The following is a 15,863-nucleotide window of genomic DNA, read 5'->3' as shown; positions in this document are numbered from 1 at the left end:
CCAATCCCCACGCGATGGCGATGAACAGCGGTGCGACCTGCCCGCCGCCGTCAACCGGGAGCAGGACGCCGTGCCGTTGATCCGTGCGCACGAGCTGTTCCCATACCCAGACGGCCAGCCATGCCCCGAGGACGCACCAGACCACGGCGGCGATCGTCAGGGCCTTCGGCATCTCTCGACGGTAGCCGGGCGCGCCGAGGATGGTCGACGCCGGACGCCGCAGTCCCGTCACCGTTCACGAAGACGTCACGCCCTGTTCGCTCCGCCCGCGCCCGGCACCACCATCCGCTCGATAGCATCCGGGCAGGCCAGCCGACGGGCACTGTCGAATGCAGAGGAGTACGCAGCGCATGCGTCACGAGTTCACCGAGGTCTTGAACGATCTGATCGACTACTTCTTGCTCGCCGACATCCGAGCGCTCCTGGACTTCTCCGTACAAAAAGGCCTCCCGGCGGACCTCGCCACCGAGTTCACCATGACGGAGTCGGCTGATCGGGCCGTCGAGGCGGGCGCACTCCTACCGATCCCCGGCGTCGAGAACCTCCCGTACACCGTCGCGTTCGTGACTGCGCCGGACGAGCCGGAACTCCTGGCACCGACGTCGCACCTGGTGCATCGCGGCGACGCCTATGCACTGCACGTCGAACACGGGTCGCTCGAATTGTTCACCTGGCACATCCTCGGGGAGTTCACCGAGAGCACCGTCGGCGCTCTGCTCGAGCGGTACCGCCAGTCCGAGCGACCGCGGATCGCCATCGAGAACGGCTGGTATCGCGTCGATGTGCTCGCCGGCTGGCTGGCACGGGACGACGGCCCGGAACCCGCTTTCGAACTCGTCCTGACCCCGGCCGCTGCGAAGCCGGCGCCGCAGAACACCGATCTCGGCCGTCGGTACGCGTTGTCGGCGACCGACCTCACCCGTCCCAGTGTCTAACGGACACGGCCGAAAGAAAGCAGGGACAGCGATGCCCGCGAACGCCCCACAGCCCGCCGAGGACGAAGCGGGTCACAGTCCGATGCCCCTGAGCCGCCTGCTCACGATCCTGTCGACCGGACGCATCGAGGACGAGGCGTACACCGTCTTCACTGCCGCCGAAAATGCGCGAGCCGTCGACGATCCGATCTGTGTGCTCGACGGCCCAGTCGACGTCGACCTCGAGAAGCTGGTCGAGATCATGCCGCCGTACGTCGTTGCGGAAGGCCTCGTGACGTTCTGCCACGCCTCCGACGCGGTCGACACGATCCACAACACCCGCGGCCAGCGACCCGACGCTCCGATGGAGCTCATCCTCGCCAACCTCGACTACTACCTGCTTCGCGACACCTGGATGGATCTCGAGTAGGGAGGGTCTCCCCGCCATCACGGGTTGACCAGCACCGACCCCAAAGACCAGAAAACCCCCAGTTTCCTGGGGGTTTCTCTCGGTGGCCAGGGCCGGGATCGAACCGGCGACCTTCCGCTTTTCAGGCGGACGCTCGTACCAACTGAGCTACCTGGCCGAAGGTACCGGTACAACACCGAAACCAAAGCGACCCTGACGGGACTCGAACCCGCGACCTCCGCCGTGACAGGGCGGCGCGCTAACCAACTGCGCCACAGGGCCATATTCTATTTTGTGCCGTGAGGAACCTTAGCAGATCCTCATTGCGTACCCCCTACGGGATTCGAACCCGCGCTACCGCCTTGAAAGGGCGGCGTCCTAGGCCGCTAGACGAAGGGGGCCGGTGTTCCTCGTTGGGAGCGAGACAAACTCTATGTCACCAGCGCACAAGAACACAAATCGGCAGGTCATCGCATATTTTCCGGCATCTGGTCCACGATCTCGCAGGACTGCGCCGTGCTCTGCTCGTCAGCCAGAAACACCGTCTGCGCCATCATCGCGTAACCGGACATCTGCTCGCGGAAGACTTCGATGGATTCCTCAGGGTGAACGGAGTCGATGACGGCATGCGGTCCGATCGCGTTGAACTGATGACTCACGCCGCGCGGCACCTGCAAGTCGACGAACGAGCACGGCGGGACGATCACGTTGAAGCGATCGCGTCGGCCTCCGTCGGGGACATCAGGCAGGTCGTCGACGAAGGAGTCGAGACCGAAGTCGGTGACGCCGGGGACCTCGACCACGTCGATGGGCGCCAGACTGCTGACGCGGATGCGGGTGTCGGGCCCGGTCATCATCCGGACCATCCGCAGTCCGGTGTGCAGATGCATGCGCGAGCACAGGTCGCGGTCGGTGACGTCGTAGAAGTCCATCAGGTAGCGGTCGGCGAAGAAGCCGTCGAAGGGGCGCTCGATCATGTAGACGTCGCCTTCTTCGAACACCTGCGACCGGGTGATGCCGTCCCGATCCGGTGCCGTCGCCGCCGCGCTCTGCTTTCCGCGTGTGACGATCGCCGCGAACGCCGTGACGACGGCGAGCGCGACGTCGGGTTCCAGCTGCAGGACCGGCGTCACCACGTTGCGGCCCGCGTCGACGAACCCCTCGAGGTCGACGACCTCGTTCTGGTCGTCGGCGTTCACCTTCATCGCCGCATGTTGCTCCGCCGCCGTCTGCTCCACCGACGTGTACTCCCCTGCTCTCATCTGCCTACCTCGAACGATTGCAACCACAACTCCAATGTCAGGACCAGCCACAGCTTTCCGCCGTGACGCGGCAGCAGTGCGCCGTCCTTGCGCAGCCAGGCGCGCACGGTCTCGGGCCGCAGCAGAGCGCGGTCGACGGCGGCACGGCTACCGAGGACGTCGTTCGTGAGCTCGCTGAGCGGACCGTCGAGCCACTGCTGGACGGGTACCCGCATGCCACTCTTCGGTCGGTCGACGATGGTCGCCGGCAGCAGGTCGCGGACCGCCTCTTTGAGGATCCACTTCTCGCTGGTGCCGCGGAACTTCTGTTGCGGTGGGATCCGGAAGGCGTAGTCGACGACGTCGCGGTCGAAGAGCGGGGCACGACCTTCTACGCCGCTGGCGGCCGTGAGGCGCTCCACCTTGGTCAGGATGTGGTGCGCCCCCTTGGTGCGCAGATTCACATGCAGGAGTTGGTTCAGCAGACTCCGCATCTGCCCCTGCTGCAGGTACGGGAGCAGCACGTCGATGGTCGGGGTCGTCGTCTCGAGGCCGGCGAGCGCGTCCGCGGTCAGCAGGGTCGGGAGGTCGTCGAGACACTTCCGGTAGCTGTCCAGGTACGCGGTGGCACGGGCCTGCGGGGACGGGTCGGTCCGGAAGAGTTCGAAGATCAGCATCGGCAGGTTCTTGGGTCCGCCGAACACCGGGTCGCCGCCCTCGCCGTTGAGGATCACCGAGTGTCCCTGCGCCGCGGCGGCTTCGGCGAGCATCAGGTTCGGCACGGTGAGCGGATCACCGACCGGGCAGTCCAACAGTGCCACGGTCTCCGCCATGCGGTCGGCGATCGCGGTGCCGGTCACGGTGAGGACCTGCTGGTCGATGTGGCAGTGCGCCGCCACCATCCCGGAGTAGCCCAGTTCGTTGGGGGTGTCGGTGTCGAAGGCGATGGAGTACGACGTGACCGGATGGTCGTGCAGTTTGGTGGCGAGCGCGGCGACGAGGCTGGAGTCGACGCCGCCGGACAGCAGGACACCGACGGGTTCGCTCGCAGGCAGACGGCGGACGACGGCCTGTTCCAGACGCTCGCGGAGTTGCGCAGCGTGATGCCGCGGCTCGCCGGGGTCGTCGACCTCGACCGGTTCCCAGAAGCTCTCCGGCGAGGTCCGGCCGTCCGCGTGCAGGCGGAGCGATCGCCCCGGCAGGGCTTCGGCGATCCCCCGGAAGAACGTCTCCGCGCCGGGGAGGTAGGCGAACGTCAGGAACGACTGCACGGCCCGCAGGTTCAGCCCAGTGTCGCAGCCGGTGAGTCGGGTCAGCGCTCGCAGCGACGACGACGCCGCCCAGCCGTCCGCGGTCCGCGTGTAGAACAGCGTCCGCGAGCCGACGTGGTCGCGGAGCACCACCAGATCGTCCCCGTCGACAATCGCGACCGCGAACATGCCTTCGATGTCGGCGATGCCGCGGAGCCCGCGGTCGGCGTAGAGGCGCAGCACAAGGTCGAGGTCGGTCGACGGCGGGTCGACGGCGGTGCGGAGGGTGCGGCGCAGTGCATCCCCGTTGAACACCGTCGCCTCGCCGATCGCGCGCAGTCGCCCTGCCCGGACCGGGCCGGTCGCCACGCCCGGCCCGTCGACCAGCGTCGGCTCGCCCTGAGAGACCAGGAATCTCGTCATTCTCGTGTCCCGATCAGCCGAAGTCGCCGCCGTCGAAGCCGCCGTCGCCGTCGTCCCAGGGCGAGTAGCCACCGTCACCACCGCCGCCGTCACCACCGCTGTTCCCGGTGCCCATGGCCCGCAGCGCCTCCTCGTCGGCGAACGACATCGCGTCGGGCGGCACGATCAACGGACCGAGGATGGCTGCGCCCGCGAGCCCCGCGACGGCCATCCCCAGGCGGCCACCGATCTTCGATCGGTTGACGGTGAGCCGTCCGTCGCTCCAGAGCGTGCGGCCGAAACCGTTCTCCCGGCCGTAGAAGAAGTAGCCCTCGTCGTCGGTCCGTTTGACCAGTTTGGGGCCGAGCGGCTCGTCGACGCCGTGACGACCGTGTTCGTCCCGCCACTCCACCCGTCCGTCCGCGGTACGGGTCCGCCATTCCTGGCGACCGTCCGCGTACCGCCGGTAGACGGTGCCGTCGGCGAGCAGTTCGTCGGTGTAGGTCACTTCGCGGGGCGTGGGGTTCATCGGGTGCTCCTGGCAGTGGCGGGCGGCCGTTCGGCAGCGGTTCTCGGGTGCGGCCAGGTGAGGAATCCAGCCGATCGCGCGGCACGCAGATCGATGATCGGCTCGGGGCGGCGATGCACGCCGCGGACCAGTCGGTGGACGCTACGCAAAAGCATGGCCGGCGGAACTGCTTCCACGTCGACCGGGGCGCTCCGCCGAGGTCCGCGACGAGGAAGGTGCAGCGGGGCCGTCTGGCTGCGCCGCAGCCCGATTGGCGTCACCGTCACCGTGTCGGGCAGATCGGTGAGCGATTCGAGTCGGCCCGGGAGTGCCCATCCTTCGGGCGAATCGTCGTGCAGCACGTAAATCGTCGCGCCCTCGGCGCCGTCGACGGCAGTCTGGGCAAGCATCCGTACCAGTCCATCATGCAGCGGAAGGTCGTGCAGACTCAGCACCGGGCACGCCGACTCCATCGGAGTCCCGTTGGCGCGCAGCATGGCCGCGACGGCGGGCGACTGACAGATCAGCAGTCGTGGCAGCGCGTAATCGAACAGGTCCGGTTCTGCGGTCATCGCACCGGGAGCCGTCGCGGCCTGATCGGGCTCCGGCAGCATCCGGTCGAGGTCGCCTGCGCGACGCAGCGCCGCCGTGAACCACCGGTACGGCAGCACCGGCGGGACGGTGAACGCCAGCGGACGCGGCAGCAGATGGACGGGGAGGAGCAGACGACAGGTCTCGTAATAGAGCTGACGCCGGGTGAAGGCGAGGTCGGTCGGCGCGCTCGCTCGGGCGGCCGCTCGCCGCAGCAGCGCGCCGATCATGCCGCAGGCCAGGTGAGGAAGCCGGTCCGGCGCGCGGCAGCCGTCACCGGGTCCAGGTCGCCGATCGCCCGGTCGACCGTGGTGATCAGTCGGCCGGGTGGGATCGCCGCGACCGGCGACCACCAGCCCGTCGCGAGCCAGCGTCGCTCGTCGTCGGTGAGGTACGACGGCAGGGCGGCTTCCGCCTCGTCCGACAGCTGCGGTTCGCGCAACCAGATGAACCGCTCGCCGTCGAGCGCGGTGCGTGCGCTCAGCCCGACGTCCACGGCCCGTGCGCCGAACACGCGGCGCGCTTCGTCCCACTGCCGCAGCCCGAGCGGGCTCGCATCGTGGATCACCAGCACCGGGATCTGCGGCGGAATCTCCTGTGGCTGCGCCGCGAACATCAACTCGCGGCTCTGCGCGATCGCGTTCCACGACAGGCACACCAAGACGCTGCGGTCAGCGCACAGCACGGCCGCTCTGGGCGTCGGAGACTGCACGAGCGCGGCGGTTCGCTCGTTCACACCGCCGGGAAGGTCCGCTCTGTAGACGGCCCGCCAACGAGCGCCGATGCGTGCGGCGAACTCCTCGTCGGACATCCCGACGACGATGCGATGGTTTCTGACCATGCCCGGCTTCCGCAACCAGTTGACGATCATGCTCAGCACGGCGAGGGTGAACCCGGTGCCGAGCACCCAGGCGACCGCGGAGCCGGCGGACAATCCGAAGGCCCCGCCCAGGCCGATCGTCAACGGCAGCGTCGGGACGAAGGTGATGAACACGATGACGCCGGCGGTGACGATGAACGTGATCCGCCAATCGGATTCGAGGCTGGTCTCGATCCGGTTCCGGACGGCCGCATACCGCATCTGGGTGTAGGTGTACACGTACCCTTCGGGACCGCGGAGCTTCTCCGCGAGTTTGCGCACCCGGACGTCGTGCAGTGCGATCGGCAGTTCTTTGGGTTCGAGCGCGAACACCCGACCGCATTTCGCGCACTTCGAGTCCACGCGTTCACGGCGAAGAATCATCTGATTGCAGTGCGGGCAGATCATCGCGATCTCCCTTCCGGCGACACGTACCCCCGCCTCGTCGTCTGTTTGGACCACTATAGAAAGGATGTACGACACGCGCCGGATACGCACTTGGAGCGCACCCGGATGACTCCGGGCGCGCTCCAGGTGATGTGCGGATCAGTTCGGGTTGAAGCCGAAGTCCTGGCCGCCGACACTCTCCCACCGGGAGGTGACGTACTTGGGCCGGGTGTAGAAACTCCACGACGCGTTGTTCAGACCGGTGTCGCCGAACGCCGACGCCTTCCAGCCCTGGACCGCATAGGCGGCGACCGGAACCGGGATCGCGACGTTGACGCCGACCATGCCCGCGGAGACGCGGCGCTCGAACTCGTTGGCGGCGGCACCGTTCTGGGTGAAGATCGACGCGCCGTTGCCGTACCGGTGGGTGCGAATCAGTTCCAGTGCTTCGTCGAGGGTGTCGACCCGCAGGACCACGAGCACCGGGGCGAACAGTTCTTCGGTGTAGGCGGGCGAGGTCGCGTCGACGTCGGCGAGGATGGTCGGGCCGACGAAGTAGCCCTCCTCGAATCCGGCGACCGTCTCGGCCGACCGGTCGACGACGGCGCGGGCGCCGGCGGCGATCGAGTCGCGGATCACCTGCTGGACGCGCTCCTGCGAGCGACGGCTCACGACGGGACCCACTTCGACACCCGCGGTCTGACCTGATCCGAGGACGACGGCCTCGGCGCGGCCGGTGAGCTTCTCCAGGAGCGGCTCGGCGGACGGTCCAACGACCACGGCGACGGAGATCGCCATGCACCGCTGCCCGGCAGCGCCGAACGCCGCGGCGGTCAGCTGATCGGCGGTGACGTCGAGATCGGCGTCGGGCATGACGATCATGTGGTTCTTGGCGCCACCGAAAGCCTGGACTCGCTTGCCCGCATCAGCGGCGCGCGAGTAGATGGCCTGCGCCACATCACTGGAACCGACGAACGAGACGGCCTCGGTGTCCGGCGAATCGATCAGCTGCTGCGAGACCTCGACGCCGCCGTGAACGACGTTCAGCACGCCGTCCGGCAGTCCGGCCTCGCGGAACAGCTCGGCGATGCGGACGCTCACGCCGGGGTCCTGCTCGCTGGGCTTCCACACGAAGCTGTTGCCCGCCGACAGGGCGACCGACAGCATCATCAGGCCCATCATCGCGGGGAAGTTGAACGGCGTGATGCCGACACAGACGCCGAGCGGGTGCAGCACCGACTTGGTGTCGATGTTCGGTCCGCTCTGCAGCGACGTGGACCCCGCAGCCAATGCCGGCCCACCGCACGCCAACTCGATGGAGTCGACGGCGCGCGTGATCTCGCCTGCGGCGTCGTCGAGCGTCTTGCCGTGTTCCTCCGAGATCATGGCTGCGAGCTCATCGCGGTTGTCGAGCAGGAGCTGACGGGCGCGGAAGAGCACGTGGGCCCGACGCGACTGCGGCGTGGCCGCCCAGGCGTCGAACGCCTTCAGACCGGAGGCGATCGCCGTCTCGACGGTCGCGGTGTCGGCCATCGACACGGTGGCGACGGCACGGTCGGTCGCCGGGTTGACGACGTCGATCGACTGGTCGCCGGCAACGGCGGCGCCGTTGATCCAATGGGTGATGGTGCGCATGATGCGTCCTTTCGATTTCCGGGGTGCGGCGGGGCCGCAAGATCGTGAGAGTCAGTGGTTGGTGCGGTCGAGGGCTCGATGCTCGGCGTCCACATCCGAGAGCGCTGTGCCCCGCGTCTCCCGCATGAAGTAGGTGGCGACGAGCGAGATGACGCCCGCGGCGGCGATGTAGACGGCGATCGGCATCCAGCTGTCGTACTTGCGCAGCAGCCACGTCGCGATGACGGGAGCGAGCGACCCGGCGAAGATCGCCGTCACCTGGGCGCCCATCGAGACGCCGATGTAGCGCATGTGGGTCGGGAACATCTCGGACATGATGGCCGGCTGCGGTGCGTACATCACGGCGTGGACGATGAATCCGATGGTGATCGCGGTGAGGATCAGCGCGTCGCTGCGGGTGTCCAGGAGCGGGAACGCGATGAACCCGTACACCGTCGCCATCAACACACCGGCGAAGTAGACCGCCTTGCGGCCGACGACGTCGGAGAGCCAGCCGAAGAACAGGATGGTCACGGCGTGAACCGCGTGCGCCGCCAGCATGTAGAGCAGGATGTGCGCGGTGTCGATGTCGAGTTGCACGCTCAAGTAAGTCAGGAAGAACGTGGCGATCATGTAGTAGTGGATGTTCTCGATGACGCGCAGGCCCATCGCGGTGATCACCTCGCGCGGCCGAGCCTTGCAGACCCGCACGACGGCCGACCAGACGTTCTCCGCCTGCGGGGTCTCCTTGACCGCGTCGCGATAGATGGGCGACTCCTCCACCCGGGTCCGGATGAACCAGCCGATCAACACGATGACGGCGGACAGGAAGAAGCCGATGCGCCAGCCCCAGGAGAGGAACGACGACTCAGGCATGGTGGCGGACAGCACCAACAGGACGACGGTGGCCAGGATGTTGCCGACGGGCGCGCCGAACTGCGGGAAGCTCGCCCAGAATCCGCGTCGGTTGTCCGGGCTCTGCTCGGCCACCAGGAGCACTGCTCCGCCCCATTCGCCGCCGATCGCGACGCCCTGAATAAAGCGCATCAGGACCAGGAGGATCGGTGCGGCCATGCCGATGGCCGCATAGCTCGGGATCGCGCCGATGAGGAACGTCGACCCGCCGATCATCAGCAGCGAGATCTGCAGGAGACGCTTCCGGCCGAACTTGTCACCGTAGTGACCGAAGATGATGCCGCCGACCGGACGCGCGACGAAGCCGATCGCGTAGGTCAGCAGGGCGGCCAGGACGCCGTCGAGCTTGTTTCCGGAGCTGTGGAAGAACACGTCGCCGAACACCAGCGCGGCGGCGATGCCGTAGAGGAAGAACTCGTACCATTCGGCGACGGTGCCCGCCATCGACGCGGCGACCACGCGGCGAAACCCGGCGGGCAGTCCCTTCGGCGCTTCCGGCTGCGGGGTGTTCATGTCGGACGAGCCGATCGTCGTGGCGCTCATCGGGCACCGCCTGCGGTGACGGTGGCGGGCTCGTCGAGCAGACGGACCATGGCGGAGAAGTCCAGGGCGCCGTCGCCGGCCTCGATGATCCGGTCGAGCCCGCCGGCCACCTGCGCGACGGCCGGGAGCTGCACGCCCGCGCGCTCGGCGGCGTCGAGCGCCAGCCCGAGGTCCTTCCGCATCAGCGATGCGGCGAATCCGTTCCGGAAGTCGCTGTTCGACGGTGCGGTCGACACCACGTCGGCCACCGGGTAGTAGTTCCGCAGTGTCCAGCTGTCGCCGGTCGACACGCGAGCGATGTCAATGAGAGTCTCGGGGTCCACGCCGAGCTTGCCTGCCAGCACCGCGGCCTCGCACGTGCCCGCCATGTTGACGGCGAGCATGAGGTTGTTCAGCAGTTTGGCAGCCTGCCCCGCGCCGATCGGGCCCACGTGGAAGGTGCGCGAACCCATTGCGTTCAGCAGCGGCTGCGCGGTCTCCAGGTCGCCGGCAGCGCCGCCGGTCATGAAGGTCAGGGTGCCGTTCTGCGCACCCGTTACGCCGCCCGAGACCGGGGCGTCGATGAATCGACGGCCGACGGCCTGCACCAGTTCGGCGGCGCGCTGCGCGTCGTCGACGGCGATCGTCGAGGCGTCGATGACGAGGGCCGTCGGCGCCGTGGCGGCCAGCGCGCCGCTCTCGGTGAGCGCCGTGATCACGTGCTCGCCCTTGGGCAGCATCGTGATCAGGACGTCGACGTCGGCGGCGGCGTCGGCGGCCGAGTCCGCGACCGGGACGCCGGCGGCAGCGCGCGCAGCGTCTGCGAGGTCGTAGGCCACCAGGTCGAATCCTGCCGCCGCGACGTTTCTGGCCATCGGCGCACCCATTGCGCCGAGCCCGATCCAGCCGACTCTCATGTCATCCTCCTGTACTTCGACTGCCGTTCGCTGTGGCGTTCGGCGTTCCCACTACTTTGGATGACTTTCCTCATGGAAAAAACACTCAGTTCGGTAAGGTCATTGTGCATAATCGCACCGTTCGACGAGTTCACTACGTAGACAGGGATACCGGCATGCGGGCAGACGATCTGGTGATTCTGCTGGAGATCGCCCGTTGCGGATCCCTCACCGGCGCGGCGTCCGCCTTGGACATCAACCACGCGACGGTCTCGCGGCGAATCTCGGCCCTCGAGGCCGAACTGCACGGCTCCGTCATCGTCCGACGTGTTCAGGGCTGCGAACTCACCGAGTTGGGCACGAGCCTCCTCGAGTCGTGCGAGCAGATCGAATCGGCGATGCGGCGCGTCAACGAGATCAGTCGATCCCCCGACTCGGCGCAGGCGCTGTCCGGTCTGGTGCGGGTCTCGTCGACGCATGCGTTCGGCAGTCAGTACATTGCGCCCTTGCTTGCAGAGCTGCACAGCATGAATCGCAACCTGACAGTGGAGCTGGTGACCAGCACCCGGCTGACGGCCTACAGCGCGGGCTGGGACATCGAGATCGGCGTCGGCGAACCGGTCGTCAGCCGTCCCGGCGCCGAGAAGTTGAGCAACTACCGCATGGGGTTGTATGCCACGCAGGACTATCTGGAGTTCCACGGCGAGCCGAAGACCATCGACGATCTCGCCGATCACTCCCTCATCTACTACGTGGAATCGCTTCTGCGCGTGGAAGATCTGGACGTCATCCTGACCCGACTGGACCATCGCATCCAGATCGGCTCCACCAGCGTGCAGGCCCAACTCACGGCAACGCTCGCCGGCGGCGGCATCGGCCTGCTGCCCGCCTTCCTCGCGGACCCCGAGCCGACCCTGCGCCGCGTGCTGTGGTCGGAGGTCGCCACCACGCCCGAGTTCACCGCAAGCCTGGCCCCGCGCCGACTCCGCCGCCCCGCGACCCAGGTCGTGATGCAGGCCATCCGCGAGATGATCGCCGAGAAACAGTCGGAGTTGCTGCCCGAATAGCAGATGATGAGAACGCCAGTCCGAAAGCGATTCCGGCCTGGCCTTTCACTGTGCCCCCAGCAGGGCTCGAACCTGCGACCTGCGGATTAAAAGTCCGTAGCTCTACCAACTGAGCTATAGGGGCATACGCCGCGCGATGCGACGTCAGGTGAGTCTACCGAACCGCATCGGCCGCGCTGCACAGCCTCCGCAAAACCCGTCGCAGCACATCGTGACGACCGTCACCATAGGTCGATCTTTACATGTGACTTATGGTTACAGTCACTTGTCTGCGGAGCTTCCGCGGCGCGACAGGAGGACCGCATGGCTCACGGAACCAGCCGGGCATTCATCGGGGTCGGACGCTGCGCCCATCAGCACGCATGGTGGATTCTCGGCTTCTGGATCGTCCTCGCCGCGGGACTGAACATCGCAATCCCCCAGCTCGAGGTCACCGTCTCGAAGACCTCCGCAGACTTCCTCCCGTCGTCCCTCGCCGCCAACCAGCACTTGGAGCAGATGGCCGACGACTTCGGAGTGCCGCCGTCGAACGCCGTCAGCAGCGTTGTACTGGTCGACGAGAACGGATTCGATGCGCAGGACGAGGCCTACTACGGCCGACTCGTCGACCGGCTCACCACGAGCGACGACGTCGCGTACCTCATCGACTTCTATGGCAAACCGGTCACTCGGGAGTCCGCCGTCAGCCCGGACGGCAAAGCGGTTCACCTGCTCGTTGCCGCCGAGGGGTCGGTCGGATCCACGCGCGCCCACCACGCCGCGCAGGGAATTCGCACTCAGATCGACGCCGCCGACCCGCCGAGCGGCCTGCAGACGTTCTACACCGGTCCCACCGCCACCCTCGCCGACCTGTTCTCCGCCATCGACTTCTCCCTGCTCATCATCACCGGTGTCTCGATCCTGCTGATCTCGATCATCGTCTTCGCCGTCTATCGCAAGATCTCGACAGCGGCCGTCCCCCTCGTCACCCTCGCTCTCGGTCTCGCGGTGGTGCGGCCCATCGTGTCGTTTCTGGGCCAACACGGGTGGATCTCGATCTCCAACTTCACCATCGCGATCATGACCGCCCTGGTCCTCGGTGCCGTCACCGACTATGCAATCTTCACTCTCGCGTCGTACCACGAGGGCCGCAGGCGGAACCTGCCCGTCGGCGACGCGGTCGCGGCCGCGAGCGGTCGTACCGCTCCGATTCTGATCGCTTCGGCGCTGACGATCGCCGTCGCGTCGGGCTCGATGATCTTCACCAAAATCGGCATGTTCCGCACTGCAGGCCCGCCGACCGCCATCGCTGTCCTGGTGGTCCTGCTGCTCGCTCTGACCCTGCCGCCCGCGCTGTTGTCGATCATGGGTCGCCACCGCCTCGCCGAGCCCGGTCCGTCGACCGAGCGGCGCTGGCGCCGTCGCGGGGCCACCATCATGCGCCGCGCCGGCGTGTACGCCACGGCTTCGCTGGTCTTCCTCATCGGCTGCGCCGGCCTGTTGCTCGGCCATCAGACGAACTGGGACGAATCATCGATGTTCGTGTACGCCAACGAATCCACCCGCGGCTACGACGAGGTCTACGACCACTACGGCGTCAACGCCATCGCCACCGAATACCTGATCGTCCGTGCCGACCACGACTTGCGGAACACGGCGGATCTGGCGGCTCTGGAACTCGCCGCCGACGCCGTCGCACGGATCGACGACGTCGCCACGGTCCGGTCCATCACCCGGCCCGATGGAACGCCGCTGGCCGAGTCCGCAGCCGGATACGTGCCCGGTCGGGTCGGCCACGAACTCGACGGAGCCGCCGAACAGGTGCGCACCGCTCGACCGGATCTGGTGCGGCTCGCGACCGGCGTCGAGCAGCTCTCCGACGGCGCCGACCACGCCGCCGCCCGCATGCCCGAACTCGTCGCCGGCACCGACCAGGTGGTGACCATGGCGACCGGCGTCCTGGACTCACTGGACGCCGCGCAGCGGTTCGTCGACGCAGCGACCGGCGGTCGTACCGATCTGGCACAGGCGACGAACGCGCTGCGTCGCAGTCTCGACACCGTCGGACCGATCGCCGCGGATCTCCGTTCCGCGGCATCCGCCGTGCAGCCGGCGATCGACGCCTTCGACCGCACGTTCGGCCCACTGTTGACTCGCCGCGACTCCGCCGAGTGCACTGCAGACCCACGATGTGCCGCGGCACGCGCCGCGTTCGATCACCTCGATCGGGCCACCGGCGGCGACGCCCGGCGCACCCTGACACGCCTGCGGACCGCGGCGGCGATCCCCGGCGAGGCCGCCGATCGTGCGACCCGATCCACCGTCGCCCTCCGCGGACTGCTCGAGGAGCTCCAGGGACTGCTGTCCCAACTCGACGGCCGCACCACCGATCAGATCCGCAGCGATCTGCACCGGCTGCGGGGCGGCGTCGATCAACTCGCAACCGGCATCGACCAGCTCGCGGACGGCCTACACCAGGTCAAGGACGGCACGGCCCAGATCACCGACCTCACCGATCGGCTGCACGCCGGGCTCAAGCAGGCGACCGACTACCTCGGCGACATGAGCGCAGCCACCTCCGCCGGCCCCGGCCGCGGCTTCTATCTGCCGCCCGAGGCGATGAGCAATCCACGCATGGTGGAGGGCGGCAAGCTGCTCATCTCGCCGAACGGACACACGGCGCGAATGATGGTGACGTGGAAGATCAACCCGTACAGCGCCGAGGCACTGGCCGCCAGCCGTGAGCTCGCACCCGCCGCACAGGCTGCCCTCGTCGGCACCGGTCTCGCAGATGCGCAGGTCTCCAACACCGGTCTGGCGTCGCTGTCCGCCGACATGAACGACCAACTGCTCCGGGATCTGGTGCTGTTCGGCCTGGCGGCGATCATCGCCGTCTCGGTGGTGCTGATGGTCCTGCTGCGCAGCATCGTCGCACCGCTCGTCCTGGTCGGAACCGTCTTGCTGTCGTTCGCCGCGGTTCTCGGCATCAGCACCCTGGTCTGGCAGCACCTGATCGGCATCCCGCTCGACTGGTCCGTCGCCCCGGTCGCGGGCATGGCGCTGATCGCCGTCGGCGCCGACTACAGCATGCTGTTCGCATCCCGCATTCGAGAGGAGTCCGCGGGCCGCGGCCTCGCGTCCGGCGTGATCCGGGGATTCGGAAGCACCGGCGGCGTCATCACCACCGCGGGGATGGTCTTCGCGATCACGATGTTCGCGCTCATGGCGGGCACCACGTTCAATCTGGTGCAGATCGGTTTCACGATCGGACTCGGATTGCTGGTGGACGTCCTCGTCGTCCGGTCGGTGCTCGTCCCGGCGACGATCACCGTGCTCGGCGACCGGATGTGGTGGCCGGCCAGAGCTGCCTGATCGTCAGATCGCAAGCGCAGTGCGGCTCACTGAACGAACGGCGGCGGTGAATTCAGGAATGAACTTCTCCGCGCCGACCACACAGCACGCGTGCCCGCCGGCGACGTCGAAGCGCTCCGCTCCCGGAATACCGTCGACCAGGAGTTGCTGCCGCTCGGGCTGAACGATCTTGTCGTGCGTCGACACCACGACGGCGGTCGGCGCGGTGATGTCGCCGAGCCAGTCCCGAGAGTCGAAGTTCGCCATCGCCTCGGCGAACACTCCCTGCAGGCCGAGCGGGGTCGACGCCATCTGCGCCAGTCCCCACTTCACGGGGTGCGACGACGAATTGTCGAGAACACGGTCCGACGGCGACGGCAACACCTTGTCGACGACGGTCAGCGCTCGGGCGATCCGCTGCTCCAACAGCAGGCGGTCCGGTTCGATGCTCGAGAAGTACGGCCCGGTGGAACACAGGACCAGTCCGGACACGCGGTCGGCGTGCCGCTGCCACGCCAGCTGCGCGATACCGCCGCCCATCGAGAACCCCGCAGCGATGAACGAGTCGATCCCCAGCGCGTCGGCCACCGCGACGACGTCGTCGGCGCACTCGTCAAGCGTGAAGGTGTCGGAGGTGATGCCGCGACCATGCAGACGGTGATCCATCGTGATGACCCGGAAGTCCCGTTCGAGCAACGGGATCACCGGATACCAGCACAACAAGCCCGTGGTGCTGACCGAGTGGAGAAGGAAGACGACCGGACCGTCGGCCTTTCCCGAGTCGGTGATGAACGTCTGTCCTCGTCCTGGCAGATCCAGACGGCAGCCGGTCGGGAGCCCAGCCACCGGGTAGGGGCGCACGGCATGACCGATGCCGCGGCGCAGGGTCGCGAAACGAGAACTCAAGGCTGACACTCCACCAAAATACATCGGGATAGATGTGGAAGCGCCTGCTCAC

General features: G+C 67.5%; 12 protein-coding genes, 4 tRNA genes and 1 pseudogene. 4 read left to right on the top strand and 13 right to left on the bottom strand.

The window, feature by feature from the left end:
• The first annotated feature begins 350 nt into the window (after nt 1-350).
• Complete coding sequence (locus GH2_RS09845; RefSeq protein ID WP_066166744.1) at nt 351-935, top strand: hypothetical protein; 585 nt, start codon at nt 351-353, stop codon at nt 933-935.
• A gap of 31 nt (nt 936-966) precedes the next feature.
• Nucleotides 967-1,344 (top strand): hypothetical protein, encoded by a 378-nt coding sequence (locus GH2_RS09840; protein ID WP_066166741.1) that lies wholly within the window; start codon nt 967-969, stop codon nt 1,342-1,344.
• An 83-nt stretch (nt 1,345-1,427) separates the two neighbouring features.
• On the opposite strand, the gene GH2_RS09835 is transcribed toward GH2_RS09840, so the two are convergent.
• The 11 genes and pseudogenes from GH2_RS09835 to mmsB all read right to left on the bottom strand — a co-directional run.
• Nucleotides 1,428-1,501, bottom strand: a tRNA-Phe gene (locus GH2_RS09835).
• A 30-nt stretch (nt 1,502-1,531) separates the two neighbouring features.
• A tRNA-Asp gene (locus GH2_RS09830) sits at nt 1,532-1,605 on the bottom strand.
• Nucleotides 1,606-1,651: 46 nt separating this feature from the next.
• Nucleotides 1,652-1,724 (bottom strand) — tRNA-Glu (locus GH2_RS09825).
• Between the two features lie 66 nt (nt 1,725-1,790).
• Entirely contained in the window at nt 1,791-2,585 is a 795-nt protein-coding gene (locus GH2_RS09820; RefSeq protein WP_239588762.1) for a hypothetical protein, read from the bottom strand.
• A complete protein-coding gene (locus GH2_RS09815) occupies nt 2,582-4,237 on the bottom strand; it encodes an asparagine synthetase B family protein (protein WP_066166738.1) in 1,656 nt (551 codons plus the stop codon). The genes GH2_RS09820 and GH2_RS09815 overlap by 4 nt, the downstream gene beginning before the upstream one ends.
• A 13-nt stretch (nt 4,238-4,250) precedes the next feature.
• Nucleotides 4,251-4,745 (bottom strand): hypothetical protein, encoded by a 495-nt coding sequence (locus GH2_RS09810; RefSeq protein WP_066166735.1) that lies wholly within the window; start codon nt 4,743-4,745, stop codon nt 4,251-4,253.
• Nucleotides 4,742-5,545, bottom strand: a complete 804-nt coding sequence (locus tag GH2_RS09805; protein ID WP_066166732.1) for a hypothetical protein — start codon at nt 5,543-5,545, stop codon at nt 4,742-4,744. The genes GH2_RS09810 and GH2_RS09805 overlap by 4 nt, the downstream gene beginning before the upstream one ends.
• Nucleotides 5,542-6,636, bottom strand: coding sequence for a hypothetical protein (locus GH2_RS09800; protein WP_157086055.1), 1,095 nt, complete (start codon nt 6,634-6,636; stop codon nt 5,542-5,544). Before GH2_RS09800 ends, GH2_RS09805 begins: the two co-directional genes overlap by 4 nt.
• Before the next feature lie 84 nt (nt 6,637-6,720).
• Nucleotides 6,721-8,196 (bottom strand): CoA-acylating methylmalonate-semialdehyde dehydrogenase, encoded by a 1,476-nt coding sequence (locus GH2_RS09795; protein ID WP_066166724.1) that lies wholly within the window; start codon nt 8,194-8,196, stop codon nt 6,721-6,723.
• 51 nt (nt 8,197-8,247) lie between these two features.
• Nucleotides 8,248-9,603, bottom strand: coding sequence for an MFS transporter (locus GH2_RS09790; RefSeq protein WP_066167309.1), 1,356 nt, complete (start codon nt 9,601-9,603; stop codon nt 8,248-8,250).
• Between the two features lie 26 nt (nt 9,604-9,629).
• Nucleotides 9,630-10,532, bottom strand: a pseudogene (gene mmsB, locus GH2_RS09785) (3-hydroxyisobutyrate dehydrogenase); the annotation flags it as partial.
• Nucleotides 10,533-10,684: 152 nt separating this feature from the next.
• Between mmsB and GH2_RS09780 the strand changes: the two are divergent.
• Nucleotides 10,685-11,575, top strand: coding sequence for a LysR family transcriptional regulator (locus GH2_RS09780; protein WP_066166718.1), 891 nt, complete (start codon nt 10,685-10,687; stop codon nt 11,573-11,575).
• A gap of 51 nt (nt 11,576-11,626) precedes the next feature.
• On the opposite strand, the gene GH2_RS09775 is transcribed toward GH2_RS09780, so the two are convergent.
• Nucleotides 11,627-11,699, bottom strand: a tRNA-Lys gene (locus GH2_RS09775).
• Between the two features lie 179 nt (nt 11,700-11,878).
• On the opposite strand from GH2_RS09775, the gene GH2_RS09770 reads away from it, so the two are divergent.
• Nucleotides 11,879-14,926 (top strand): MMPL family transporter, encoded by a 3,048-nt coding sequence (locus GH2_RS09770; RefSeq protein ID WP_066166715.1) that lies wholly within the window; start codon nt 11,879-11,881, stop codon nt 14,924-14,926.
• A gap of 3 nt (nt 14,927-14,929) precedes the next feature.
• On the opposite strand, the gene GH2_RS09765 is transcribed toward GH2_RS09770, so the two are convergent.
• A complete protein-coding gene (locus tag GH2_RS09765; RefSeq protein WP_372434522.1) occupies nt 14,930-15,820 on the bottom strand; it encodes an alpha/beta fold hydrolase in 891 nt (296 codons plus the stop codon).
• Nucleotides 15,821-15,863: the final 43 nt, after the last annotated feature.

Source organism: Gordonia hydrophobica NBRC 16057, from assembly GCF_001592365.1.
GTDB classification, from domain to species: Bacteria; Actinomycetota; Actinomycetes; order Mycobacteriales; family Mycobacteriaceae; genus Gordonia; species Gordonia hydrophobica.
This window is presented reverse-complemented; position numbering and strand designations above follow the sequence as displayed.